At 69.5% G+C, this 24715-nt stretch carries 27 protein-coding genes; 11 read left to right on the top strand and 16 right to left on the bottom strand.

The features are described from left to right. Position 1: 1 nt before the first annotated feature. Genes boxB through OO71_RS35735 form a run of 4 tightly spaced genes read right to left on the bottom strand, consistent with a single transcriptional unit; the run spans position 2 to position 4007 of the window. Positions 2-1423, bottom strand: coding sequence for a benzoyl-CoA 2,3-epoxidase subunit BoxB (boxB, locus tag OO71_RS35750; protein WP_033294434.1), 1422 nt, complete (start codon positions 1421-1423; stop codon positions 2-4). A gap of 4 nt (positions 1424-1427) precedes the next feature. Beyond that, positions 1428-3059 (bottom strand): 2,3-epoxybenzoyl-CoA dihydrolase, encoded by a 1632-nt coding sequence (gene boxC / locus OO71_RS35745; RefSeq protein ID WP_033294433.1) that lies wholly within the window; start codon positions 3057-3059, stop codon positions 1428-1430. A gap of 32 nt (positions 3060-3091) precedes the next feature. Further along, complete coding sequence (locus OO71_RS35740) at positions 3092-3529, bottom strand: hypothetical protein (RefSeq protein WP_156096727.1); 438 nt, start codon at positions 3527-3529, stop codon at positions 3092-3094. Next, positions 3513-4007: a MarR family winged helix-turn-helix transcriptional regulator gene (locus OO71_RS35735; protein WP_084145506.1), complete on the bottom strand. Its 495-nt coding sequence runs from the start codon at positions 4005-4007 to the stop codon at positions 3513-3515. The genes OO71_RS35740 and OO71_RS35735 overlap by 17 nt, the downstream gene beginning before the upstream one ends. Before the next feature lie 53 nt (positions 4008-4060). Between OO71_RS35735 and OO71_RS35730 the strand changes: the two genes are divergently transcribed. Beyond that, the gene (locus OO71_RS35730) at positions 4061-4522 is read left to right on the top strand and encodes a DUF1579 family protein (protein WP_033294432.1); all 462 of its coding nucleotides are present in this window, start codon (positions 4061-4063) and stop codon (positions 4520-4522) included. Then, complete coding sequence (locus OO71_RS35725; protein ID WP_033294431.1) at positions 4519-5382, top strand: alpha/beta fold hydrolase; 864 nt, start codon at positions 4519-4521, stop codon at positions 5380-5382. The genes OO71_RS35730 and OO71_RS35725 overlap by 4 nt, the downstream gene beginning before the upstream one ends. On the opposite strand, the gene OO71_RS35720 is transcribed toward OO71_RS35725, so the two are convergent. Together OO71_RS35720 and OO71_RS35715 are read right to left on the bottom strand one after the other, a co-directional pair. Beyond that, positions 5372-6133, bottom strand: a complete 762-nt coding sequence (locus OO71_RS35720) for a 2-keto-4-pentenoate hydratase (RefSeq protein ID WP_211260778.1) — start codon at positions 6131-6133, stop codon at positions 5372-5374. The genes OO71_RS35725 and OO71_RS35720 overlap by 11 nt on opposite strands. Further along, on the bottom strand, positions 6130-6927 hold the full coding sequence (locus OO71_RS35715; RefSeq protein WP_033294430.1) for a 2-keto-4-pentenoate hydratase: 798 nt from the start codon (positions 6925-6927) through the stop codon (positions 6130-6132). The genes OO71_RS35720 and OO71_RS35715 overlap by 4 nt, the downstream gene beginning before the upstream one ends. Positions 6928-7081: 154 nt before the next feature. On the opposite strand from OO71_RS35715, the gene OO71_RS35710 reads away from it, so the two are divergent. Genes OO71_RS35710 through OO71_RS35700 form a run of 3 tightly spaced genes read left to right on the top strand, consistent with a single transcriptional unit; the run spans position 7082 to position 8637 of the window. After that, positions 7082-7585, top strand: a complete 504-nt coding sequence (locus OO71_RS35710; protein ID WP_033294429.1) for a VOC family protein — start codon at positions 7082-7084, stop codon at positions 7583-7585. Between the two features lie 42 nt (positions 7586-7627). Beyond that, on the top strand, positions 7628-8194 hold the full coding sequence (locus OO71_RS35705; RefSeq protein WP_033294428.1) for a hypothetical protein: 567 nt from the start codon (positions 7628-7630) through the stop codon (positions 8192-8194). A 41-nt stretch (positions 8195-8235) separates the two neighbouring features. After that, positions 8236-8637 (top strand): CoA-binding protein, encoded by a 402-nt coding sequence (locus tag OO71_RS35700; protein WP_033294427.1) that lies wholly within the window; start codon positions 8236-8238, stop codon positions 8635-8637. On the opposite strand, the gene OO71_RS35695 is transcribed toward OO71_RS35700, so the two are convergent. The 4 genes from OO71_RS35695 to OO71_RS35680 are packed head-to-tail and all read right to left on the bottom strand — an operon-like array spanning position 8630 to position 12631. Further along, the gene (locus OO71_RS35695; RefSeq protein ID WP_033294426.1) at positions 8630-9298 is read right to left on the bottom strand and encodes a response regulator transcription factor; all 669 of its coding nucleotides are present in this window, start codon (positions 9296-9298) and stop codon (positions 8630-8632) included. The genes OO71_RS35700 and OO71_RS35695 overlap by 8 nt on opposite strands. A gap of 3 nt (positions 9299-9301) precedes the next feature. Next, on the bottom strand, positions 9302-10675 hold the full coding sequence (locus OO71_RS35690; protein WP_245633889.1) for a HAMP domain-containing sensor histidine kinase: 1374 nt from the start codon (positions 10673-10675) through the stop codon (positions 9302-9304). Positions 10676-10704: 29 nt separating this feature from the next. Further along, positions 10705-11412, bottom strand: coding sequence for a type 1 glutamine amidotransferase (locus OO71_RS35685; RefSeq protein ID WP_033294424.1), 708 nt, complete (start codon positions 11410-11412; stop codon positions 10705-10707). Then, positions 11405-12631: a MurT ligase domain-containing protein gene (locus OO71_RS35680; RefSeq protein WP_033294423.1), complete on the bottom strand. Its 1227-nt coding sequence runs from the start codon at positions 12629-12631 to the stop codon at positions 11405-11407. The genes OO71_RS35685 and OO71_RS35680 overlap by 8 nt, the downstream gene beginning before the upstream one ends. Positions 12632-13557: 926 nt before the next feature. Here OO71_RS35680 and OO71_RS35675 point away from each other — a divergent pair. Then, on the top strand, positions 13558-14298 hold the full coding sequence (locus OO71_RS35675) for an IclR family transcriptional regulator (RefSeq protein ID WP_084145508.1): 741 nt from the start codon (positions 13558-13560) through the stop codon (positions 14296-14298). 408 nt (positions 14299-14706) lie between these two features. On the opposite strand, the gene OO71_RS35670 is transcribed toward OO71_RS35675, so the two are convergent. Genes OO71_RS35670 through OO71_RS35660 form a run of 3 tightly spaced genes read right to left on the bottom strand, consistent with a single transcriptional unit; the run spans position 14707 to position 16820 of the window. Then, entirely contained in the window at positions 14707-15984 is a 1278-nt protein-coding gene (locus OO71_RS35670) for an RNA polymerase sigma factor (protein WP_033294421.1), read from the bottom strand. Positions 15985-16038: 54 nt separating this feature from the next. Continuing rightward, positions 16039-16395 (bottom strand): YciI family protein, encoded by a 357-nt coding sequence (locus OO71_RS35665; RefSeq protein ID WP_033294420.1) that lies wholly within the window; start codon positions 16393-16395, stop codon positions 16039-16041. Continuing rightward, on the bottom strand, positions 16392-16820 hold the full coding sequence (locus OO71_RS35660; RefSeq protein WP_033294419.1) for a YciI family protein: 429 nt from the start codon (positions 16818-16820) through the stop codon (positions 16392-16394). Before OO71_RS35660 ends, OO71_RS35665 begins: the two co-directional genes overlap by 4 nt. Before the next feature lie 135 nt (positions 16821-16955). On the opposite strand from OO71_RS35660, the gene OO71_RS35655 reads away from it, so the two are divergent. After that, complete coding sequence (locus OO71_RS35655) at positions 16956-17954, top strand: small ribosomal subunit Rsm22 family protein (protein ID WP_033294418.1); 999 nt, start codon at positions 16956-16958, stop codon at positions 17952-17954. Between the two features lie 92 nt (positions 17955-18046). Next, a complete protein-coding gene (locus OO71_RS35650) occupies positions 18047-18808 on the top strand; it encodes a maleylpyruvate isomerase family mycothiol-dependent enzyme (RefSeq protein WP_033294417.1) in 762 nt (253 codons plus the stop codon). 839 nt (positions 18809-19647) lie between these two features. Here the strand turns inward: OO71_RS35650 and OO71_RS35645 are convergent. Next, positions 19648-20919 carry a cytochrome P450 gene (locus OO71_RS35645; protein WP_033294416.1) on the bottom strand — a complete coding sequence of 424 codons (1272 nt, stop codon included), beginning with the start codon at positions 20917-20919 and terminating at the stop codon, positions 19648-19650. A gap of 47 nt (positions 20920-20966) precedes the next feature. Here OO71_RS35645 and OO71_RS35640 point away from each other — a divergent pair, with 47 nt between their 5' ends. Together OO71_RS35640 and OO71_RS35635 are read left to right on the top strand one after the other, a co-directional pair. Beyond that, the gene (locus tag OO71_RS35640) at positions 20967-21695 is read left to right on the top strand and encodes an alpha/beta fold hydrolase (RefSeq protein WP_033294415.1); all 729 of its coding nucleotides are present in this window, start codon (positions 20967-20969) and stop codon (positions 21693-21695) included. Positions 21696-21716: 21 nt separating this feature from the next. Beyond that, on the top strand, positions 21717-22541 hold the full coding sequence (locus tag OO71_RS35635) for an acyl-CoA thioesterase (RefSeq protein WP_033294414.1): 825 nt from the start codon (positions 21717-21719) through the stop codon (positions 22539-22541). A 30-nt stretch (positions 22542-22571) separates the two neighbouring features. Here the strand turns inward: OO71_RS35635 and OO71_RS35630 are convergent, their stop codons facing one another. Next, positions 22572-23126 carry a hypothetical protein gene (locus tag OO71_RS35630; RefSeq protein WP_033294413.1) on the bottom strand — a complete coding sequence of 185 codons (555 nt, stop codon included), beginning with the start codon at positions 23124-23126 and terminating at the stop codon, positions 22572-22574. A gap of 517 nt (positions 23127-23643) precedes the next feature. Here OO71_RS35630 and OO71_RS35625 point away from each other — a divergent pair. Continuing rightward, positions 23644-23856, top strand: a complete 213-nt coding sequence (locus OO71_RS35625; protein WP_033294412.1) for a hypothetical protein — start codon at positions 23644-23646, stop codon at positions 23854-23856. Positions 23857-24277: 421 nt separating this feature from the next. On the opposite strand, the gene OO71_RS50560 is transcribed toward OO71_RS35625, so the two are convergent. Next, positions 24278-24424, bottom strand: a complete 147-nt coding sequence (locus tag OO71_RS50560; protein WP_156096726.1) for a hypothetical protein — start codon at positions 24422-24424, stop codon at positions 24278-24280. Between the last annotated feature and the right edge of the window lie 291 nt (positions 24425-24715).

The raw sequence follows: 24715 nt of genomic DNA, 5'->3' as shown, positions 1-24715 counted from the left end.
CTCAGGTGAGGTACACGTACTCGTAGTCGAACGGCTTGCCGTTGATGCCTTGCCGCGGCGGAGCGACCCAGCTCGCGATCTTCCCCCGCTCGTACACCGGGTGCATGAGCGAGCGGACGAACGTGAGGTCCTCCGCCGTCGGCAGCCACTTGTGCCGGGCCGCCTCCCAAGTGGCCTCGTCGACGATGCTGCCGTCGGGAGTCACGTGGTGGCCGGAGTTTATGCCGACCTCGCGGTTGAAACCAGGGTGCGGCAGGGCGAACCGGAAGTCGATGCCCGCGTCGGACAGGATCTTGTTCCACCGGTTGACCCCGGTCTGGCAGTCGGCGGTGTACTCGCCGCGCAGGTCGAGGTTCAGCAGCAGGATGGCCTGCAGTTCCTCGGACGTCCAGGTGCCGTCGTCGCGCGGCCGGTCGAGCAGGCGGCTGTCGTCGGTGAGCTTGTGGTCGTCCTTGCGCCGCGTCTCCTGCCAGCGGCCCTTGAGCCCGGCGGTGTAGTAGTTCGCCGCGTTCGTGGACGTCTCGCTGCCGAACAGGTCGAGCGACACCGTGTAGTGGAAATTCAGGTACCGCTGGATCACGTCCAGCGGGATCCCGCCGTGCGAGGCGATGTCGTACGTGTCGTGCTCGCGGATCAGCTCGGCGCTGCGCAACACCACGCGGTCGACGCCGGTGGTGCCCACCATCATGTGGTGCGCCTCTTCCTTGAGCATGAATTCACAAGTACGCGACAGCGGGTCGAACGAGCTTTCCTTCAACGTGCCGAGCTGGTACTTCCCGTCGCGGTCGGTGAAGTAGGTGAACATGTAGAACGCCAGCCAGTCGGCGGTTTCCTCGTTGAACGCACCGAGAATCCGCGGCGCGTCCGGGCTGCCGGAGTTGCGCAGCAGCAGCCCCTCGGCCTCGTCGCGGCCCTCGCGCCCGAAGTACGCGTGCAGCAGGTACACCATCGCCCACAGATGCCGTCCCTCCTCCACGTTCACCTGGAAGAGATTCCGCAGGTCGTACAGCGACGGCGCGGTGAGCCCGAGCAGCCGCTGCTGCTCCACCGACGCCGGTTCGGTGTCGCCCTGGATCACGATCAGCCGCTGCAGGTCCGCGCGGTATTCACCGGGTACCTGCTGCCACACCGGTTCGCCGGTGTGCTCGCCGAACACGATCCGCCGGTCCGGGTCCCGTTCGGCGAGGAAGATGCCCCAGCGGTAGTCCGGCACGTTCACGTGGTCGAAATGCGCCCAGCCGTCGCGTCCGACGCTGACCGCGGTGCGCAGGTACACGCCCTGGGTCTCCAGCGTGGGCCCCATCTCGCCCCACCAGTTCATGAACTTCGGCTGCCAGCCCTCGAGCGCCCGCTGCAGCCGCCGGTCGTCGGCGAGGTGGACGTTGTTCGGGATCTTGGAGTCGTAGTCGATCTTTTCGGGCATGGGTTCAAACCCGCTTCCTGTCGAAGACCGCCTTCTGCCCCGTACCGTAACGGCGCAGCGCACCTTCGGGACCGGAAGCGTTCGGTCGGGTGAAGATCCAGTTCTGCCAGGCGGTGAGCCGCCCGAAGATCTTGGTCTCGATGGTTTCCGGGCCGACGAACCGGTGGTTCGCCTCCATCCCGGTGAGCGCGTCCGGCGACAGCGAAGCGCGGCCCTCCAGCGCGATCCGGATCTCGTCCTCCCAGTCGAGGTCGTCCGGCGCGTCGGTGACCAGGCCCAGCTCGACGGCCTCGGCAGCACTCAGCGCCCGGTCGCGTTCGCGGGCCAGCCAGGCGAGGTGATCGTCGTCGCCGTAGAACCGCGATTGCAGGCGGGACAGGCCATTGCCCATCGGGAACACGCCGAAGTTGGCTTCCGACAACGTGATCGACGCGCGTTCCTCGCTGTCCTCGTCGTCGATCGGCGGCCCGTCGAGCAGGTACTGCCGGTCTGCGGCCAGCGCGAGCTCCAGCAGGACTCCGGCAAAGCAACTGCCCGGTTCGATCAACGCGATCAGCGTGCGGCTGGTGACGTCCAGCCGCTTCAGCGTGCGCTTGCAGTAATGCAGGATTTCGTTGCTCAGCCAGTCTTTTCCGCTGAGCACCACCTGCTCGTGCGCGAGTACCTGCGCCGGGTCGCCTTCGGTACGCAGCACCCAGGTACCGAGGTCAGGCTCGTTCGTGCGCAGCCGCAGGATCGCGTCGTCCAGTTCGCGGGTGAGCCGCAGCAGCCAGCCGTCGACCTCGGGTTCGCCATCCGGACCGTGGACGGTGATCGTGACGTTCGGCCGGTCATACGCGACCCGCACGTACCGGTACTCGATCCCGTCGTCAGTGACCGACGGCTCCAGCGGCGCCAGGGAAATCCCCTGCTCAGCAGGTAACCGCTCGGATTCGGCGGCCAGTTCGTGGGCCCGCTCCAGCACCTTCTCCCGGAACCCGACCCGCGGCACCAGCTCATCGACCAGCCGCCAGTCCACCGCCGTACGCCCCTTGACGCCGTCCGGCCGCGTCGCGAAAACGTCCGCGAGATCCCGCCGGACCCGCCGCTTGTCCACCACCCGCGTGAGCCCGCCGGTACCGGGCAGCACGCCGAGCAGCGGCACCTCCGGCAACGCGACTGTGGACGAGTTGTCGTCCACCAGCAGGATTTTCTCGCAGGCCAAGGCGATTTCGTACCCACCACCGGCGCAGCTGCCGTTCACCGCCGCGAGGTACGTCTGCCCGGAGAACTCGGTGGCGTCCTCGATCCCGTTGCGGGTCTCGTTGGTGAACTTGCAGAAGTTCACCTTCCACTCGTGCGGCGACGCGGCCAGCATCCGGATGTTCGCGCCCGCGCAGAACACCTTGTCCTTGGCGCTCGTCACGATCACGGCGCGCACCTGCGGATGCTCGAACCGCAGCCGCTGGGTGGCGTCGTAGAACTCGATGTCGACACCGAGGTCGTAGGAGTTCAGCTTGAGCTCGTACCCGGGTACGAGGCCGCCCTGCTCGTCGACGTCCATCTCGAGCCAGGCGACCTCGCCGTCGACGGTCAGCCGCCAGTGCCGGTAGGTGTCCGGATGCCGCTCGAACGTGACTGGTGTGGTGGTGGTCACGACCTCGATTGTCTACACGATCTCGACGGACGTCAATATTGTGTAGACACTTGATCGCGAACGCTCACCCGGTTGAGCCGCATCGCCGCCCAGCACACGAAGACCCACATCGCCAGCGCGGCGAACGTGTCGGTGAAGATCGTCGCGAACCAGAATGCCGGGACCTGCGGTACGCCGACCAGGAAGTGCCCGGCGCTGGCCAGCCCGGACAGCGAGTAGACCAGCAGAAACGCCAGCGACCGCCAATATCTCCCGGCCACGAAATCGCGGTACCCGAGCACCCCGAACGCGGTGAACACGAACCAGCTGATCGCCACCACGACCTGCACCACCAGCAGGCTGAGACCCGGAATCTGCGGGTAGTCGGCCGCCCGGACGACGTTGTGGGTGTAGTGCAGCACCGTTGTGACCAGCGTGAACCCGAGCACCACCCGCAGCGGCCCGAGCCCCTTCTCACGCAGAACGTCCACTTTTCTCGCCCCCTTGCGATTTGATAGATCGCTCTAGCGAGGAGGGTACTAGTCCCGTTGCCGTCTGGCCAAGTGCACGAAGGGTGCGCAAGGTCGTCTCGACGTCGTCCGCGGACAACCCGGACGCAACCGCGTCCGCCCACGCGACCTGGCGCTCGTCCAGAATGCGCAGCGCTGCGGTCGCCTTCGCGGTGAGATGAAGCAGCGGCGCACGGGCGTCGGCGGGATTCGGAGCGCGGGTGAGCATTCCGTTGCGCAGTAAGCGATTCACGGTCTCCTGAACGCTTTGCCGCCGTAGACCTCGTCGCCGCGCCAGCTCCGCGGCGCTCGCCGGGCCGTCTTCGAGAAATCCGGCGACCTGCCATTGCGCGGCGGTCAGCCCGACTTCCGCGGTGAGCTCGTCCCCGACGTTGAGCAGGGCACCATTGGCCACGAAGACCTCGTTGACGAGCTGAGTGAAGCGTTCCGCACGGGTCACGCGTGCTAGTGTGACATTTCGACAGGCGCCTGTCGAAAAGGAGGGAACCCCCGATGCAACTGCCTGCCGTCGGTACCGCGCACGAGGCGCTCACCGCGCTGGTCGGCGACTGGTCCGGCACCGAAGATCTGGCCGCGGCGCCGTGGGCGCCCGCCGCGCAAGCCACTGCCACCTGCAGTTATCGCCGCGCGCTCGACGGGTTCGCCGTGCTGGAGGACTACGTCCAGACCCGCGACGACGGCTCCCGGCTGCTGGCGCATCACGTCTTCACAGTCGACCCGGCCACCGGCGAAACGCTCTGGTACGGCTTCGACAGCTACGGTTTCCCACCCGGCCAGCCCTCCCGCGGCAGCTGGCGTGACGGGACCCTTCACTTCGAAAAGCACACCGAGCGTGGCGTCGCGCAGCACCGGATCACCCCGGACGGCGACCTGCTCACCCACGAGATCGACGTCCGGCTCGGCGACGACCTCGACTTCCGCCCGTTCCTGCGCGCGAAGTACACCCGGGCATGACCGAGCAGACCCTCGAAACCGAGGGCATCACCCTGTGCCACGAGTCGTTCGGCAACCCGGCCGACCCGCCATTGCTGCTCGTGATGGGCCTGGCCGCGCCGATGATCTGGTGGGACGACGAGTTCTGCACCCAGCTCGCCACCGCCGGGTTCTACGTGCTCCGGTTCGACAACCGGGACGTCGGGCGCTCGACGTGGTGGACCGGCCGGGTCAACCTGCCGCGGGCGTATTTCCTGAGGTCCGCGCCGTATTCGCTCGCCGACCTCGCCGACGACACGGCCGTGCTGCTCGACGGGCTCGGCATCGAGCGCGCACACGTGGTCGGCACCTCGATGGGCGGAATGATCGCGCAGGAGCTCACGATCCGGCATCCGGCGCGGGTCCGGTCGCTCACCTCGATCATGTCGACCACCGGCGCGCGGACCGTCGGCCTGCCCAGCCCGCGCGCCGCGCTCGCGATGCTGGCGCCGGGTCCGCGCACGCGCGAGGACTACGTGACCCAGCTGGTCCGCACGTCACGGCTGATCGGCTCGCCCGGGTTTCCCTTCGACGAGAACAACTTCCGCAGCCGCGCCGAACGCACGTACGACCGCGGGCTCAACCCGGCCGGGGTGTTACGGCAGCTCGCGGCAATCCTGTCGGCGCGCAACCGGACGGCCGATCTGCGACGGCTTTCCTTGCCGTCACTGGTGATTCACGGTTCGGCCGACCCGCTCGTACACGTGTCCGGCGGGCGCGCCACGGCTCGCGCACTGGGCGCCGACCTCGACATCGTGCCCGGCATGGGTCACGATCTGCCACGCGAAGTGTGGCCACGGGTGATCGCCGGAATCAGCCGAATCGCCACGGTCAGCCGGTAATCGTCACCGAACCCAGGTGCGAGAAGTGCGCGGCAACGCGTGATCCACGCCGGAGTTCGACGGCGTCGGTCATCCCGCCGGTCAGCACGATCCAGCCCGGTTCGAGCGCGATCCCGCGGGCGGCCAAGGTATTCGCGGCCAGCGCAAGGGCTTCGGCCGGATGTCCTTGCACGGCCGCACCGGTGGCCGTGTCCACGATCTGACCGTCCACTTCGACCAGCGCGGCTTCCAGCGAAAGGTCCAAAGAGGACGGTGGAAGGCCGACCGGGCCGAGGCCGAACAGCGCCGAGGAACCGTTGTCCGCGACGACGTCCGGCAGCGTGAAACGGTAGTCGCGGTACCGGCTGTCGATGATCTCGATTCCGCCGTATACCTCGGAAACCGCCGCGAGCGCGGTCGCCGCGGTGACGCCGGGGCCGGCCAGCCGTTTGCCGAGCACGAACACCAGTTCCGGTTCGGCCCGCGGGTGGATCAGCTCCGGAACCGGCGCGCCCGCAGGGAGCACCATCGCGTCGGTCAGCCAGGCGAGCAAAGGCGCGTCGACACCCATCCGCTGCTGCTTCGCGCGCGACGTGAGCCCTAGCTTCACGCCGATCACCGTCTCGCCGCGCTCCCGGCGCAACCGAAGAGCTTCGTCCTGGATCGCGTACGCGGTCGCGAGGTCGAGGTCGGGCCACGACTCCGTCAGCTGCGCGCGTTCCTCTTTGCTGTCCAGCAAATCCTGTGCTGCGGCACGGATTCCGGTCGTCACTTGTCCTCCTCCGGAGCGAACACCGCGGTCACACTGCCCAGCCCGGCCATGGTCGCCACGACGGTGTCGCCGGGCCGCACGGGCTGCGCGGACGTCATCGAACCGGGCAGCACGACGTGCCCCGGCTCCAGCGTCACACCGAGCGGGCCGACCGTGTTCGCCAGCCACACCAAGGCATTGATCGGCGACCCGAGCACCGCGCCACCGGCGCCGGTCGCCGCGAGTTCGCCGTTGACGTGCAGCGTGCAGCCGGTGAGCCGCAGGTCGGCGTCGCGCAACGCGGTCGGGCGGCTGCCGAGCACCACGCCGCCGGACGACGCGTTGTCCGCGATGGTGTCGAACAGCGTGATCTTCCAGTCGCGGATCCGCGAATCGACGATCTCCAGCGACGGCAGCACGAAGTCGACCGCCCGGACGGCGTCCGCCACGGTGACGCCCGGACCGCGCAGCGGGGCGCCGAGCACGAACGCGATCTCCGGCTCGATCCGCGGCTGCAGGAACTGCGTGGTCGGGATCGGCTGGTGCTCCAGGTGGAACATCGAGCCGGTGAGGTGGCCGTAGTCGGGCTGGTCGACGCCCATCTGCCGCTGCATCGCGGCGGAGGCGAGGCCGACCTTGTGCCCACGCACGGCATCCCCCGCGGCCACCCAGGCGCGCACCTGCTCCTGCTGCACGCGGTAGGCGTCCTCGGGGGTCGCGTCGGGGAAGGTCTTCACGAGCGGGTCGATCGGCTCGCGACGCTCGTACGCGCGGGTCAGCAGCGCGACAGCGTCCTGCAGCTCAGCGGGTTCCACGGGCGGAACTCTGCCTCCCCGATGGCCGGGACACCAACTCGGACGTTCCATTCAGTGGTACGCCGCAGTTCTCTCGCCAGATAACCTCTTGCGCGAAAGAGTTTTTCGGCGTACCTTTCGAAGTACCGGCACCGCAGAGAGGACGTGACCCGAGATGGCACCCACCCAGGCCGAAGTCGACCAGCTCACGCAAGCCCGTGACCAGCTGCGGGACAAGCATCTGCACCCCACGGCGGAGCGCCCGGCCACCGTGGGCCGCGGCATCCACCACACCGCGCTGCTGTCCAGCGACGTCGAGCGAACCATCACCTTCTACCAGGACGTGCTCGGCTTCCCGCTCACCGAACTGTTCGAAAACCGCGACTACCCAGGGTCGAGCCACTTCTTCTTCGACGTCGGCAACGGCAACGCGGTCGCCTTCTTCGACCTGCCGGGCCTCGACCTCGGCCCGTACGCGGAGGTGCTCGGCGGCCTGCACCACCTGGCCCTGTCGCTCACGCCGGAGGACTGGTCGGCCGCGCGTGAACGGCTCGACCGGGCCGGGGTCGAGTACCAGCTGGAGAGCGGCACGTCGATCTACTTCACCGACCCGGACGGCGCCCGGATCGAGCTGATCGCCGACGACCTCGGCGAGATGTACGGCTCGAAGATCGGCTGAACCACTGGACTCGGCGCGCCGCCGCGATCAGAGTGGGCACCCATGGGCGACTGGGTGGCATCGCGGAAGAAGGCGCGGCTCGACCGGCGCGAGGTGCTCGACGAACTGGTCGCGCGGATCCGCTTCGAGGTCAAGCTGCATCTCGAAGAGCCGGCTGCGGTGAGCCGGTTCGACGATCTGGCCGCCGTGTTCACCATCGGGCACGGCGAGTGCGCCGCGCTGCTGGCCCACCGCCGCGTGCTGCCGTGGTGGGAGCGGCGGCTGCTCAAACGGTTCGTACGACGGCTGCACGGCCCCGCGATCGTCGGCAGCGTCGCCGACGTGCCCGCGGGAGCCACTGTCGCCAGGGCGTTCCACACCGAGATCGCCCAGCTGCTGCCCGACGCAGGCGACACCGGCGCCCGGTACGACCTGCAAGGCCGCGGCCTGCTCACGGTGTTCCGCCTGGCGCTCGGCGCGCGCGGCGAGGTGTGGCCGGACCGGCACGACGTCGCGACCACCGTCGCGCGCAACATCCTCACCTGCAGTTCGGCGTTCCTGCGCCGGTCGCCGTGGCACGTCCTGTGGCCGGTGTACCGCGTTCGCGGGCTGCGGCTGTGGCGTCTGTGACCACGCGGAATTCCGGTTCCCGGCCCGATGTTGGACGGCGTATGAAGCCCGAAGAGATCCTCGCGAACGCGCGGACGATCGCAGTCGTCGGCCTGAGCCGCGACCCGGACAAGGCCGCGCACGGTGTACCGGCTTCCCTGCAGGCGCACGGTTTCCGGATCATCCCGGTGCACCCGTCGGCGACCGAACTGCTCGGCGAGAAGGTGTACCGGTCGCTGGAGGACATCCCGGAGCCGGTGGACCTCGTCGACGTCTTCCGCCCGGCTGCCGAGGCCCCCGGCATCGCCCGCTCCGCGGTCGCGATCGGGGCGAAAGCGCTGTGGCTGCAGCAAGGCATCGTGTCCGAGGAAGCCCGCCGGATCGCCGAAGAGGGCGGGCTGGAGTACGTGGAGGACCACTGCACCGCGGTCGTCCGTGCGGTGGCGGGGCTTTCGGTCACGTGACCAGCCGGTACCCGACGCCGCGGACGGTTTCGATCGTCCGGGTACCGAATGGCACGTCGATCTTCCGGCGCAGGTAACCCACGTAGACCTCGACCACGTTCTCGTCGCCCTCGTAGTGGGCGTCCCAGACGTGGCCGAGGATTTCGTTCTTGGTCAGCGCCGCTCCCTGACGGCGCAACAGGAACTCCAGCAGGCCGAACTCGCGCGCGGTCAGCTCGATCCGGGTCTCTCCTCTGTGGACAGTGCGGGCGGCAGGGTCGAGCTGCAGGTCACCGGCAGTCAGCACGGCCGGACGGGCCGGAGCCCCGCGGCGCAGGAGTGCCCGCAGGCGGGCCAGCAGGACGACGAACGAGAACGGTTTCGAGAGGTAGTCGTCGGCGCCGAGGTCGAAGGCGTCGGCCTCGTCGTACTCGCCGTCCTTCGCCGTGAGCATCAGCACCGGCGTCCAGTTTTCGGCTGCCCGCAAGCGTTTCAGCACCTCGTACCCGGACAGCTCGGGCAGCATGATGTCGAGCACCACAGTGTCGTAGTCGTGCTCCATTGCCGACCAGAGCCCGTCCCGGCCGGTGTGCACCACCTCCACCGTGAACCCCTCGGCGACCAGGCCGCGGCGAAGGGTCTCGGCGAACTCCAGCTCGTCCTCCACGATGAGCAACCGCACTGCTCAGTCCTCCTCGATCGGGGGTAGCTCGATCCGGAAGTGCGCGCCGGGGTAGCTCGGGTCGGCCACGGCCGCATACCGCGCGCTGCCGCCGTGCCGGGCCGCGATCCCCGCCACGATCGCCAGTCCGAGCCCGGTCCCGCCGCGCCGGCGCGACGCGTCCAGCCGCACGAACCGTTCGAACACCCGCTCCCGGTCGGCCTCGGCGACGCCAGGACCGTCGTCGCTCACCTCCACCACGACAATCCCCTCCTGCACGGAACTGGCAATCCGGATCCGCTCGCGCGCGTGCCCGCAAGCGTTGTCGACCAGGTTGCGCACGGCCCGGCGGAGCTGGGCCTCACTGCCGCGGACCTTCGCCGGTCCGGCCCGCACCTCGATCTCCACCATCGTCTCCGCCCGCATGCGCTCGGCCTCGGCGCGCACGATGTCGTCGAGATCCACCTCGGTGCGTGCGGGCCGGTCGGTCGCGTCGTCGGTGCGGGCGAGCATCAGCAGGTCGTCGACCAGTTCGCGCAACCGGGCGGTCTCGCGGGTGATCACCGGGACCAGGTCGTCGGCGGTCTCCGGATGCTGGTTCGACACGTCGAGTGCGGTGCTGATGGTGGACAGCGGCGACCGCAGTTCGTGGCTCGCGTCGGAAATGAACCGGCGCTGCGCAGCCTGCGCGGAGGCGAGCCGGTCGAGCATCTCGTTGAGCGTCACCGCAAGCCGGTGGACCTCGTCGCCGCCGGGCGGCAGCGGTACGCGTGCGGTGAGATCGCGCGTCGAGATTTCCGCGACAGTGCGCCGCATCCGCTCCACCGGACGCAGCGCCGACCCGACCGAGCGGTACACCGCGAAACCGGCAATTCCCAGCAGCGGCAAGGAAATCAGCCCGAGCAGCAGGGTCAGCCGGGTGGATGCCTCGGCCACCGGTTCGAGTGACCGCGCGGAGATGACGGTGAACGGTCCGCCCGGCCCGTTCACGCCTTGGGAGACCACGCGGTAGTCGCTGCCGTCGCCATCGAGGCCGAGCGGCAGCGTTTCGACGATTTCGTGCCCGGGCTGCGGACGCGCGCGGGTGAGCGCCGGACCGCCGACGATCGCCGGGTCACTCGCGATCGGTGTGTTCTGGGGGCCGAGCACCTGGGTGACAGCTTCGGTGTCACCGGTGCTGGCGACGTCGCTCGGCGACAGGTCACGCGCGCCGGCGCGGACGAGCTGGATCGCAACCTGACGCGCCGTACTGCGCGCGCTCTCCGTGACACCCCTGTCCAGCGACTGCTCCAACAGCAGCACGACGACAACGCACGCGGTCGCGATGGCCAGCGCGAGCGCGAGGACGGCAACCCCGGTTGTCCGCATCCGAACGCCGGTGGCGGCGAGGAGTCTCACGGACGCAGCGTAACGAGCAGTCAGCGGCGTCATCGCGTACGGCGCGCTGCCAGCCGTTCAGAGCGCAAGGTGTCCACCTCAGACAGCTCGAGCGGCTTCAGCGAATGCCCGAGCACCCAGGACAGCAGCAGGTCGGCCAGTTCGGGGTTACGCGCGAGCGCCGGGCCGTGCAGGTAGGTGCCGACAACATGGCCGGTGACCGCGCCTTCGGTTCCGTCGCCGTTGCCGGTTCCCCGTACGACGCGACCCAGCGGCGTGCTGCCCGGGCCGCGGACGCTCGCGCCCTGGTGATTCTCGAACCCGGTCAGCGGCGCGCCGAGCAATTCCGGCTCGACGACCAGCTCCGCGACCGCGCGCTCCTCGGCGGCCGAGGTGGCGATGTCGAGCAGGCCGAGGCCCGGGTGGTCGACGCCGTCGATGCCGCGGAACCAGGTGCCGAGGATCTGCAGCCCGGCGCACACCCCGAACACCGGCGCACCCGCGGCGGCGGCCCTGCGCAGCTCCTTCGAGTTGCGGAGGAAGTCGGCGGCCAGCACCTGCGCCATGTCCTCGCCGCCGCCGAGGAGGTAGAGGTCCAATGTGGACGGTACCGTGCTGTCGAGCGTAACGGGGACCACTTCGGCGTCGTAACCGCGCCACTGCAGGCGTTTGCAGAGCACCTGCGCGTTGCCGGAATCGCCGTAGGTACCCAGGACTTCGGGTAGCAGAAGGCCGATGCCGACCGTCGAATCAGACATCGGGCAACCGGTTCACGAGGTCACGGAAGGCGGTGTAGTTCGCGACGAGCTCGACGCCGCCGGGCGGCAGCGTGTCGATCGCGCGTACGGGATCCGGCGCCGACCAGTGCGCGACCTCGGCGTAGCAGAGCCGTACCGCAAGGTCTGCCGACCGCTCACCGGTCACCACGACCTGCCTGCCGCGCAACCGCTCGAAGTGCACGTCCCAGAGCCACGACAGGTCACGGCCGTCCGCCTCCTGCGCGTTGACCGCGACAATTACGGGTGTGTCCTCGTCGAGCACGCGCAGGGTTTCCGCCCAGCCAGCCGGGTTCTTGGCGAGCATGAGCCGAACGGAATGCCGCGTGCGTCGGATGGTGCGATACCGGCCGCCGATATCGGTGATCGTGCGCAGCCGAGCAGCCGCGGTGTGCGGCGGCACCCCCACGCATTGCGCGGCGGCGAGCGCGAGCGCGGCGTTGGCCCGGTTGGCCTCGCCGGGCAGCCGCAGGTCCAGGTCCACGCGCCGGTCGCCGGGCGTGGTGACGAGCTCGCCGTCGAGGTTCCAGGTCGGCTCCGGACGCGAGAAAGCACAAGCGGCACAACGCCATTCGCGCTCGGCGTGCGCGATGGCGCCACCACAGCGCGGGCACGAAACGGAATCGCCCGACCACCGCCGCCCGGTACCGACCCACACCGGCCGGGCAGCCGCAGACGCAGCCGAGGTGACCAGGACGTCGTCGCAGTTCGCGACCACAACCGTGCGCGGCAGCCCGGCGAAAGCGGCGCGGAGGTAGCGCTCCATCATCCGGACCTCGCCGACGCGGTCGAGCTGGTCCCGGCTGAGGTTGAGCAGCACGAGCGCCGCGGGTTGCACCTGCTCGGCCACCCAGGGAACGTACGTTTCGTCCACTTCGAGCACCGCATACGGCGCATGCGGACGAGCGGCGAGCGCGGCGACGAGCCCATCGGGCATGTTCGCGCCGTCCCCGTTGTGCGCGACCTCGGCGAGCGCCTCGAGCGCGCGGGTGAGCATCAGCGCGGTAGTGGTCTTGCCGTTCGTACCGGTGACGATCACGACCGTGCGTTCCCGCCCAAGCCTCCGCAAGGCCTGCGGGTCAAGCTTGAGCGTGACGCGACCGCCGATCACGCCGCCGTGCCCGAGCCGAGCGGTACGTGAAAACCACGCAGCCAGCCGCCCGGCAGCGACCGACGCCCGGGTGCGCAGACGTGTGGACATCACCCAAACCGTGCGCCCAAGGCGCTGTGATTTTCCTGAGAGCGTGACTCCAATCTCCGCTACCATTTGTAAGCAGTCTTACCGATCGGAGGTTGAACCATTTGGCGCAAGATTGTCAGAGGGTATGACAGACTTCGGTCAAGATCTTCCGTCTATACATCGGAGGTGTTAGCGTCCAACCCCGCTCGATGGCACCACGCACCGGTGACCGGGAACGCAGCGCAACAGCCGAGGCGGAGGCGAACGTGGACGTAACACGGGGGCTGGAGTCGCGTGGGGTGGCGACTCGGGGGGTCGAGACTCGGGGGGTCGAGACTCGGGGGGTCGAGACTCGGGGGGTCGAGACTCGGGGGGCGGAGTCCCGCGGGTTGGTGACGCAGGGACTGGAGTCACGTGGGGTGGTCGCGCAGGGGCCGGAGTCCGGCGGGACGGTGGCGCAGGGGCCGGAGTCACGTGGCGTGGTGACGCAGGGGCCGGAGTCACGCGGGACCGTGGCGCGGGGACTGGACACACGTGGGACGGATTCGCGCGAAACGGACTCGCGTCTGGCCGAGCCGCGCGGGATGAACTCGCCCGGTGCGACGTCGCGGGTGCCGGACGCGCGCAGGACGGATTCGCTCAGCTCGAATCCGCGGAGTGCGGATTCGAGCAGGCCGGACGCACGCGCCGCGACCTCCTCAGCAATGACTCCAACCGGTCTGGATCCACGCAGGCCGAACACCCGCGAGGCCGAGCCACACGGGACAGACTCCCGAAGTCCGGACTCACGCAGCGCGGAGCCACGCAGTCCGGAGTCACGCAGTCCGGAGTCACGCAGCCCTGAGCCACGCGGGACCGAGCCACGTAGTCCACAGCCACGAGGTCCGGAACCACGCAGGACCGAGCCACGGGGAGCCGAGCCACGCAAGCTCGACCAGAGCGGCACCCTGGAACGCGGCCTCGCAGTGCTGGAGCACGTCGGGCAGCACCAGGAAATCTCCACCAACGCCCTGGCCCGACAGTTGGGCCTGTCGCGCAGTGCGGCGTACCGGATCGTCGGCACCCTGAAGCGCCTCGAGTACCTGGAGGCAGACAGCGTCACCGGACGCGTCCGGCTCGGCACACGGCTCGTCGAACTGGGCGCCCGCGCAATGGCCGCGACCGACCTGCACCGCTGCGCGCCGCGCTACCTGTCCGCCCTGGCCGAACGCTCCGGCGAGACGACGTACCTCGCCGTCCCGGACAACGACGCCATGGTCTACGTCGCCACCGAACGCAGCGCCAGCGCGGTAACCCTGGCCTGCCGCCTGGGCACGCGCCGCCCCCAGCACGCGACGTCACTGGGCAAGGCATGGCTCGCAGCCCTGCCGGAGGCCGACCGGGTGGAACGCGTCCGCCGCATGAAGCTCGACAGCCTCACCCTCAAGACCATCAACGACCCAGTCCGCCTCCTGGACGACCTGGCCCGCACCCGCCGCCGCGGCTGGGCCGTGGACGACGTCGAGAACGAACCGGACGTCGGCTGCGTCGCCGCAGCCGTCCGCGACCACTCCGGACGCCCGATCGCCGCAATCAGCATCGCCGGCCCAGCACCGCGCGTCCTCCGCCGAGCAGACGAACTCGGCGCAACGGTAGCCGGAACAGCAGCCGCCCTCTCCATGCGACTGGGCTACGTACGAACCCGCTGACCCACAGTCCGACGACACCCCGGCCAAACCCACCAGAGCGCCGACGAACCACTGGCCTGACTTGGTGACGTTGGCATCGTCCACCGGCTTACAGTCCAGTCGCCGGTCGCCACCACATCAGCCGCTTCACCAAGCCCCGGCAGGAACTTCAGCCACCCAAGCGAACCTCCCCATCAACCAATCACACCAACAACTCCCTCCTTGCAAGCCACAATCCCGGGTCACATCGCCGCCCACCACGAACGTACCGAACATCCGGCAACCCCAAGCCCGCCAAGGCCAGGTTGTCCACAGCCGCACCGACTTGTGGACAACCCCGAGCCCCAACCCCCCGATTCGCGAAAACTGTCAGACCCGTGCGGCACCGTTTCCCCCATGCAGATCACGACCGCACCGACCGGTGCCCGCCTACCTCGTTCCCGCTTCCTGTTTGCTGCACGACTCGGCCCGTTCGAGCAGCAGCGCCCGTTCGCGCGCATTGCCCGTCATCTCGGCCGCGCGTTCGAATTCGGCGCGCGCCTCGTCACGGCGGCCCAGCTTGTACAGGAAATCGCCGCGCACGCTCGGCAGCAGGTGGTAGTTCTTCAGCGCCGGATCGTCCGCGATCCGGTCCACCAGGGCCAGCCCGGCCTCCGGTCCCTCGGCCATCGACACCGCGACGGCCCGGTTCAGCTCGATCACCGGCGACGGCGTGAGCTGCGCCAAACCCGTGTACAGCGCGGCGATCCGCGTCCAGTTCGTTTCGTCGGGCGTCACCGCCGTGGCATGGCACGCAGCGATCGCAGCCTGCGCGGAATACGGCCCGTACGCGCCGTCAGCGAGTTGTTCCGACCGCGTCAGCGCAGCAAGACCACGCTGGATCAGCAGGCGGTCCCAACGGCCGCGATCCTGGTCCATCAGCAGCACCGGCTCCCCGTTCGGGCCGGTGCGCGCCGCCGACCGCGAAGCCTGGATTTCCATCAGCGCCACCAGGCCGTGCACTTCCGGCTCGGCAGGCATCAGCCCGGCCAGCACCCGGCCAAGCCGCATCGCGTCCTCGCACAGCGCGGGGCGCATCCAATCGTCGCCGCGCGTCGCCGAGTAGCCCTCGTTGAAGATCAGGTAGATCACTTCGAGCACGGCGGGCACCCGCGCCACGCGCTCGTCACCAACCGGCACCTCGAACGGCACCTTGGCGTCGGCCAGCGTCTTCTTTGCCCGCACAATGCGTTGCGCGACAGTCGATTCCTTCACCAGGAACGCGCGCGCGATCTCGTCGGTGGTGAGCCCGCCGAGCATGCGCAAGGTCAACGCCACGCGCGCTTGGGTGGACAGCACCGGGTGACAGGCGGTGAACACGAGGCGGAGCATGTCGTCCTCGATGTGTTCGTCGTCGAGGACAGCGTCGAAGTCGGGCAGCACGCCCTCGCCGAGCTGCTCCTGCTCGCGGCCGATCTCGTCGAGTTTGCGGCCCAGCGTCTCGTTGCGCCGGAACAGATCGATGGCCCGCCGCTTCGCGATGGTCATCAGCCAGGCACCCGGGTTACGCGGCACGCCGGTATCCGGCCACTGTTCGAGCGCAGCAACCAGCGCGTCCTGCGCCAGCTCCTCGGCGAGGCCCACGTCGCGCACCATGCGCGCGAGACCCGCGATCACCCGCGCCGACTCGATCCTCCAGACCGCCTCCACGGCACCATGCGTGTCCACGGCCCCATCAGACAGCCCCGGCCCGCCCGAGGCAACCCTCGGGCGGGCGAGCCGTCACAACGCGTCGATCATCGGGCGGATCTCGACGGTGCCTGCCTGCCGGTCGGGGTTCGGCGCGCGCTTCATCAGCTCCACGATCTCCGCGACCGACTCCCCCTGCAGGATCCAGACCCCGGCCACCAGCTCCTTCGTCTCGGCGAACGGACCGTCCACCACTTCTGGCTCGCTGTCGCCCTCGAACCACAGCAGCCGGGCGCCCTCCGCGCTCGGCGTGAGCCCTGCGGTCTGGACCAGGTGTCCCGACGACGCGAGTTCCTCGTTGAACCGGTTCATCTGCTCGATGAGCTCCCGGCTCGGCACCGCTCCCGCCTCCGATGCCGCGTTCGCCTTCACGAGCACCATGAACTTCATGCGTTCTTGGCGGCTTCCTCGCGCAGCTTCTCCTCGGCTTCCCGCAGCTCAGGGGTGAAGTTGTCACCGAAATCCTCGGCTTCGGCAATGCGCCGGATCTCGATCTCGTGGTGCGCACCGTCGGTGTTCGGCACGCGCTTCACCCATTCCACCGCTTCTTCCAGCGAGCGGACCTGCAGGATCCAGAACCCGGCAACCAGTTCCTTGGTCTCGGCGAACGGACCGTCGATCACCGATGGTTCAGCAGTCCCGCCAAACCGCACGCGCGCCCCCTCCGCGCTGGACAGCAGGCCCTCCCCGGCGAGCATCACGCCGGCCCGCACCAGTTCCTCGTTGAACTTCCCCATCTCGGCGAGCAGCTCCGTGCTGGGCATCTCGCCCGCTTCGCTCTCCTCGCTGGACTTCATGATCACCATGAAACGCATCTCTGGTTCCCCTTCGCTCTCGGCTTTCTCTCACTCCTGCGTCGAACGGCTGCCCGCCGGATCGACACGGTCCCCAAACTTTTTTCCCCGCCGCGAAACTAGCAGGTCAGGCGAGCCCCTGGGGACAAAACGGGCATGGGAGAATTCTCGTCCGTGGCAACCCTCCCCGACGATCTCCGCTCCGCCCTCGACGACGAGCTCGGCCGGTACCCCGAATCCCGGCTTGCGCAGGCCGTCGACCGGCTCAGCAAGCGTTATCGACAAGGCGACTCAGCGACGTCGCCGATCCTCACCTCGGAGCTGGACGTCGCAGCGTACGCCGGGTATCGGATGCCGGCCACATACGCGGCGGTCAGCGCTGTACTGGACGAGGTGGCTGCCGCCGCGCCCGGGTACGCGCCGAAGACCCATGTCGACATCGGCGGCGGCACCGGGGCCGCGGTGTGGGCAGCAGCCGCAGTATGGCCTTCGCTGGAGAAATGCACCGTCGTCGAGCAGGTGGCTGGTGCGCTGGCGCTGGGGCGCAAGCTGGCAGCGAACGCCGTCGAGCCTGCCGTCCGAGCCGCGACCTGGCAGCGCGGGTTGGTCGATTCCGCCTCGGCTGCGCCGGAGGCCGACCTGGTCACGATGTCGTATGTCCTGGGCGAGCTGCCTGAGCCCGGCCGCGCCGACGTGGTCCGGTGGCTCGCGGCGAAAGCCGGCACGGTCGTGCTCGTGGAGCCCGGCACGCCTGCCGGGTTCGAGCGCATTCGCGCAGCTCGCGATGTCCTACGCGAAGCGGGCCGCCGCGTCGTTGCGCCGTGCCCGCACGACGGCAGCTGCCCCATCACCCCGGGCGAGGACTGGTGTCACTTCGCCGCCCGGTTGCCACGCAGCGGGGTACACCGGCGAATCAAGTCCGGAACGCTCGGATTCGAGGACGAGAAGTTCTCGTACGTGGCAGCCACGTCGGCTCCGGTCGACCGGCCGTCGGCGCGGATCATCCGGCATCCGCGCAAGCACAAGGGGTTCGTGCAGCTCGAGCTGTGCACCGTCGACGGGCTGGCCCCCGGCACCGTCGTGTCGAAGCGGCACGGCGTGCGATACCGCGCGGCTCGCAATGCGGAGTGGAGCGACGCCTGGAGCGTGGATTAACTCCGGGAAACTTCTTCGGGGCGCGGCGTCCGGATGGCTCCGGTGGCTCCGACCACTCGGTGTCAACGGACCCGAACCGGAGAGGACACCCCATGGACTTCGACCAGCGTTGCGCCGAGATCGTGCGGCAGACGGAGCTGCTCGCGGCGGCCGTCGAGGGCGCGGACCGGGCGACGCGGATCGCGTCCTGTCCGGACTGGAACCTCGGGCAGCTGCTCAACCACATCGGCACCGGGCACCGGTGGGCGGAGGAGACCGTCCGCACGCGAGCCGACCACCCGTTGCCGGACGAAGAGCTGCGGCAGCCGGTGGACGTCCCACGCCCGGCGACGTGGCTCGCCGACGGTGCCCGGATGCTGGCGGCGACCCTGCGCGAAGCGGGTCCGGACGCGCAGGTGTTCACCCCGATCCCCGACGGCGAGCCCCGGGCAGCGTTCTATGCACGACGTTTCATGAACGAGACGACAGTCCACCGCGCCGACGCGACCATGGCCGCGGGCGGAAAGTTCACCGTCACCCCGGAGGTGGCGCACGACGCGCTGGAGGAATGGCTCGAGCTGGGCTCGCTGCCGGCGATGCTGGAGTACTTCCCGGAACGCCGCGAACTGCTCGCCCCGGGCCGCACCATCCACCTCTCCCCGACGGACCACGCAGCCTCGTGGACGGTCGACCTCACCGGCGAAGTCCTGGGCTGGCACCCAGGCCCACCAGCGGGGACCGCGACGGTCACCGTGGCAGCCCCGCTGGCCGACCTCCTGCTGATGATCTACGGCCGCCTGCCCGCGGAGACCGCCCAACGCAGCGGAGACACGGAGTTCCTGGACCGCTGGCTTTCACTGGTCAGCTTCGGCTGACCAGTCCCCGCCGAGCGGTCGCAGCAACTCGGCTTCGACCGCCCCGGCACCGCCACCCAACCCTGACCGCCACGACCAGCCGACCTCGGCCGACCTGGCACCGCCAGGCAACCTCGACAACCACCGCAGGCCAACCCCACCCGCCCCGACACCACCGACCCACCCCGGCAGCCAGCATTTACCGACCCCGCCCAACCTGGCACCGCCAGCCAACCTCGACAACCACCGCAGGCCAACCCCACCTGCCCCGACACCACCGACCCACCCCGACAGCCAGCACTTACCGACCCCGCCCAACCTGGCACCGCTGGCCCACCACGGCGTCCAGCATTGGGCGACCCCCTCCGACCCGGCACCGCTGGTCCACCCCCAGTAACCGCAGCTGGGCGACTTCGGCCAGCCCAGCGCACCCGAAAGCCCCGGCGTCCGCCATCGGCAGGCAGCGACCGACGCGGCACTCAACGGCGGCTACCGCCGGAGGTCAATTCCGGCCGCCCCGCCGCCCGCAGTCGGCTCCGACGGCCGCTGCAGCTCCGTTTCGCCCGACCCGCCGCCGCTGGCTGACCACGGCCGCCACCCGACCTCACCCATCCCGGCGCCACCGGCCCACCACGGCCGCCACCGTCGACCGACCTCGCCCGACCCGGCGCCACTGGCTGACCACGGCAGCCACCATCGACCGACCTCGGCCGACGTGCCACCCCCAGCCAACCGCAGCGACCCCCACCGACCGAACTCAACCAACCCCACACCGCACACGCGCCCCGATAGCAGGAGGAGGCCACCCCTGCCCAACCCACCGCAGCCGAACCGACCCACCTTCCGCCACCAACCGCAGGTCAGTCCCAGCGGATCGGGAGGCTTTTGATCCCGTTCTGGAAGTTCGACCGCAACCGGCGGGGTTCACCTGCGGGCCGAACCTCGCCGAGCCGGTCGAGCACGGCCTCGAACAGCGCGCGCATCTGCACTCGCGCGAGGTGGGAGCCGAGGCAGAAGTGTGGGCCGTGGCCGAACGTCAGGTGCTCGCTCGGTGCGCGCGTCACGTCGAAGACGTCCGGGTCTGGGAACACCGACTCGTCCCGGTTGGCCGACGAGAACCACACCACCACCTTGTCCCCGGCTTTGATGTCGACCCCGGACAGCCGGGTGTCCTGCGTCGCGGTGCGGCGGAAGTTCATCACCGGCGTCCACCAGCGCAGCATTTCCTCCACCGCGCCGGGCAGCAGGGTCCGGTCGGCGAGCAGCTTGCGGTACTGCTCCGGGTGCGCCAGCAGCGCGGCCATCCCGCCGGGCAGGCCGTTGCGCAGAGTTTCGTTGCCTGCCACGGAAAACAGCCAGAACAGGTTCTCGAATTCCTCGATCGACACCCGGCCGCCGTCGTCGTCGACGTACTGCATCAGATTGCTCATCACGTCGTCGCCCGGGTGCGTGCGCTTGTGTTCGCCGAGTGCGTGCGCGTAGGCATACAGGTCGGGCATTCCGGTGCGGCTGCGTGGATCCGGCATCTGCCCGCCCGGACCAGGTTCCGGGCGCACCGCCAGCGCGGCCCGCGCAAGGTCGGTCACGTCGTCGGCACGGACAGTCGCGCTCACCGCGTATTCGGCGTCCTGGTAGCCGATCACGCGGTTGCTCCAGTCGAACATCAGCCGCCGGTCCTGCTCCGGCACGCCGAAGACCTCGGCGAGCGTCAGCAACGGCAGGTCGGCGGCGACGTCCTTGGCGAAATCGCATTCACCACGGTCGGCAACGGCCGCCACGAGGTCGCGCGCCCAGCCCTCGATCCGTTCGGTGAGCCTGCCGATCGCGCGCGGGGTGAACGCCTTCGTGAGCAGCCCACGCAGCCTGCCGTGCTCGGGCGGGTCCATGTTGAGCATCATCCGGCGCACGTACCGCAGGTCCTCGGCCGTGGCCGGGTCGCGGACCTGGGTACCGCCGAGCTGGGAGGAGAACACCGCCGGACTGCGCAGCACCTGCCGTACCTCGGCATGCCGCAGCACTGCCCAGAAATCGCCGATCCGCGTCACGGGCGTTTCGCGGCGCAGGCGGGCGAGCAGTTCGTGGGGCACGCCCGTCACGTAGGTGTCCGGGTCGGCGATGACAGCACTCGACACGTTCCGACCCTAGCCCCGGCACCACCGCCTGCGGAAAGATCCGTCCGGTGGAAAAACTCAAGCTGCGCACCACCGGAACCGGCAAACCGCCGGTCCTGCTCCTGCACGGTCTCGGCGCCACCGGCGCAGTCTGGGACGCCGCCGCGGGCCTGCTCGGCCGCCGGGTGCTCATTCCCGACCTGCCCGGGCACGGCGGCTCGGCACCGCTGCCTGCGTACTCGTTCGACGCGCTCGCCGCCGCAGTGGCCGACGTGCTGGACGAGCCCGGCCCGATCGTCATCGCGGGCCATTCGCTCGGCGGGGTCGTCGCGTTGGAGCTGGCGAGCGGGCGGTACGGGCTCGACGTCAGCCGGGTGCTGGCGCTGGGCGTCAAGGTGGAGTGGAGCGACGACGACCTCGCGCGCGCCGCCGCACAGGCGCAGCGGCCACCGCGGCTGTTCGACACTCGAAAGGAGGCAGAAGCCGCGTTCCTGAAGGTAGCCGGGCTCACCGGCTTGACCACCGCAGATCCGGACGGCGTCACCGAGACCCCGGACGGCTGGCGGCTCACGCTGGACTCGGCCGCGTTCGGCGTCGGACGACCGGACATGCCGCGGTTGCTGGCGGACGCGCGGTGTCCGGTGGTACTCGCGGCGGGTGAGAACGACCCGATGTCGCGTCCGGAGCAGTTGCAGGCGCTGGCGGACAATGCGGTGGTCCTGGCCGGGCTGGGGCACAACGCGCACGTCCAGGATCCAGCCGCGATCGTGCCGCTGCTCACCCCGCGAGATGACTGAGCGGCCGCTTAGACTGGGCCGGTGACGACCATCGATCCGATCCGGCCCGGGCTCGACCAGCTGCTGAAGCTCGAACCACTCGAGCTGAACCTGTTCCGCGGATGGTGCCACCAGGGCTCGCCGCAACGGGCGTTCGGTGGTCAGGTCGCGGCGCAAGCGCTTACCGCGGCCGGCGCGACCGTGCCTGCCGCGCGGCACGTCCACTCGCTGCACGGCTACTTCATCCGCGGCGGCCGCACCGACATGCCGATCATCTACGAGGTGGAGCGCACTCGCGACGGCGGTTCGTTCACCACGCGCCGGGTCGTGGCGATCCAGAACGGCGAGAGCATCTTCAGCTTGTCCGCGTCGTTCCAGGTCGAGGCCGAGAGCAGCGCACACCAGGCGCGGATGCCGGACGTCCCGGCGCCGGACGAGGTCGCCGTGGTCGAGCAGGACCGGTCGCCGATCGTGCTGTCCGCGATCGAGGTGCGGTTCGTGAGCGACCCCGAGACCGGGGTGCCCGACACCGGCCGCGGGCCACGCCAGCAGATCTGGGTAAGGGCGAAGGACGCGCTCCCGGACACCCCGCTGGCGCACGTCTGCGCGCTCACCTACATCTCGGACATCCGCCTGGCCGGGACCGCCCTCCTGCCGCATCGCAACGATCCCGGCGAGCCGCAGCTGACATCGCTGGACCACGCGGTGTGGTTCCACCGGCCGTTCCGCGCGGACGAATGGCTGCTGTTCGACATGGAAAGCCCGAGTTACGCGAGCACCCGCGGCCTCACGCACGGCGAGTTCTTCACGACCGACGGGCGCCTGGTCGCGTCCGTCACGCAGGAAGTGCTGCTGCGCAGGCGCTGACCGTCCTTTGTGTCCGTCCGATGTAGACGCTCAGCCGAGCCGGACGCGCACCGGCCCGGCGTGCTTCTCGTCGGGGTCGGCAGCCGGGGGCCGCAGCACCTTCGACAGCTGCCACGCCTCGAGCCCGGCGAGGACGGTGTTGGCCACCACGAGCACGAGGTAAAGCCCGGCCTGCAGGGAAAGCCGGAACGGATGCTGCCCGGAAGCCCCGGCCAGCAACGAAATGTGACACGCCACGACGACCACCATCGACGCCGCGGACAGCCCGCCGAGCACGATCAGCAACGCCCGCAGCACGCGGGTGCGGCGCCACTGCAGGTACCCGGTCTTGACGAGGTCCGGGGTGCTGACCATCACCAGACCACAGCCGTAACCGGAAAACCCGCCGACGACCCCGCTACCCGCGACCAGCGCGGTGGTGAGGTGATACGACACCGGAACCCGGTAGGCGGCAAGGATCGCGGCCACGCAGACCAGCAGCCCGAGCGGCAGATGCGGCCAGCCGTACCAGGGCAGCCGCCGCTCCATCCGGATGATCGTCGGAAGATCGACGTCGCGGTACGCCTCGGCGTCACGCAAAGCCATTCGCACCGTTCCCTTCGTCCCGGAAACCCCCGGTGTGTGCGGCGGTGACCGGCGCAGCCTAGGGCAGGCCGCCCGACCACGCAAAATCCACCCGGAAGACCAGGCATTGTGCCCGCGCGAGCCGATGGCGGCCGTGACGAGCGCGCCGGACCCGACGACCGTGTTGATCGTGCCCGCCGAGCCGATGGCGGCCGTGACGAGCGTGCCGGACCTGACGACCGTGTTGATCCGTGCCCGCGCGAGCCGATGGCGGCCGTGCCGGACCTGACGACCCGCGCGAGGCGGTGGCGGCGCCGCGCCCCGGTTTACTCTTGCCGCTCGGGTTTCCCAGCCCGTCCGTCGGCCGGAAATCGGCGCCTGCCCAACGTGACCCGCGCCACCCGTACCTCCCCGGACCGCCCGTCGACCTGCACGAACCACCTCGCCCACCGGCCTTCCGCGCACCAAACCCCACCCGGGTACCGCGCAATGTCCGGCAGAGCGATTTTCTGTCGGTGGTCCCGGTTAGGCTGCGGGCATGAAAACCGACGAACCCACCGTCGCCGCCGAGGACCTCACACAGGGCCAGTGGTTCTGGCACGAACCCGCCCCTGGCCTGCGGTCGTGGCCACTTCAGGTCGCCACCGCAGAGGTACTGGACGACGCCGTCCGCATCATCACCACCGACGAGGTCCGGGAACTGGTCTCGTATGCCCGTGACCGCCGGGTCCGCCTCGCTGTCGCGTCCTGAGCCTGGTCGCCGTTCGGTCATCCGGGGCCGGGCCGGGGGGAGTTGCGATGTCGGGTCCACTATGGACACAGAGTGGGGTTTTGCCGCTGATGGCTGGTGATTTGCCTCGGTTGCTGCGCCCGGCGGATGGTCCAGCCCTCGCCGCGGAGTCTCGTGGGTGGATCAGCTTCTGCCACGGCATCCAGCCGCGCAAACGGCCCCGGCACTCGACCGGCTAGGGCAACTTTCACCGCGGCGGCCGGCCGAGCAATCAGGCCCGGCGTTCGACCGGCTAGCGCAACACTCACCACGGCGGCCAGCCAAGCAAACAGCCCCGGCACTCAACCGGCTAGCGCAACTTTCACCGCGGCATCCAGCCGAGCAAACAATCCCGGCACTCGACCGGCCAGGACAACTATCACCGCCGCATCCAGCCGAGCAATCAGGCCCGGCATTCGACCGGCAAAACAACCTTGGCCATCGCAGCCAGGCGAACAACAGCCCAGACCGGCAGGTCGGTGCCCGCCGTGGCAGTGGCCAAACAAGCAAATGTAGGCAGGGCACTCAACAGGAAGATCAACTTCGTCACCGCGGCCAGCCGAACTAGCAGTCCCCGGCATGGCTACTCGACAGGAAGATCAGCATCCGCTGCGGCAACCAGGCACGCGAATCTTCCTAGCCACGGTGCCTGACGTGCGGTGAACCCGCGGACCCCGCACCAAGGTCAGTCATCGTTCATGGCCGAGGAGGTCCGCCGCGGTTGTCGGCCCAGTTCTTGGCCTCCGGCCAAATGTTCCGCCCGCGCCCGACCAGCGGAGTCGGTCACCTCGGCAGCACCGCGTGATCAAGATTCGTGCCCGATTCCACCCGCGCCCGCTCG

It is taken from the genome of Amycolatopsis jejuensis (assembly GCF_000717335.1).
Classification (GTDB): domain Bacteria; phylum Actinomycetota; class Actinomycetes; order Mycobacteriales; family Pseudonocardiaceae; genus Amycolatopsis; species Amycolatopsis jejuensis.
Note: the sequence above shows the minus strand (reverse complement) of the source record. Positions and strands in the feature narration are given on the sequence as shown.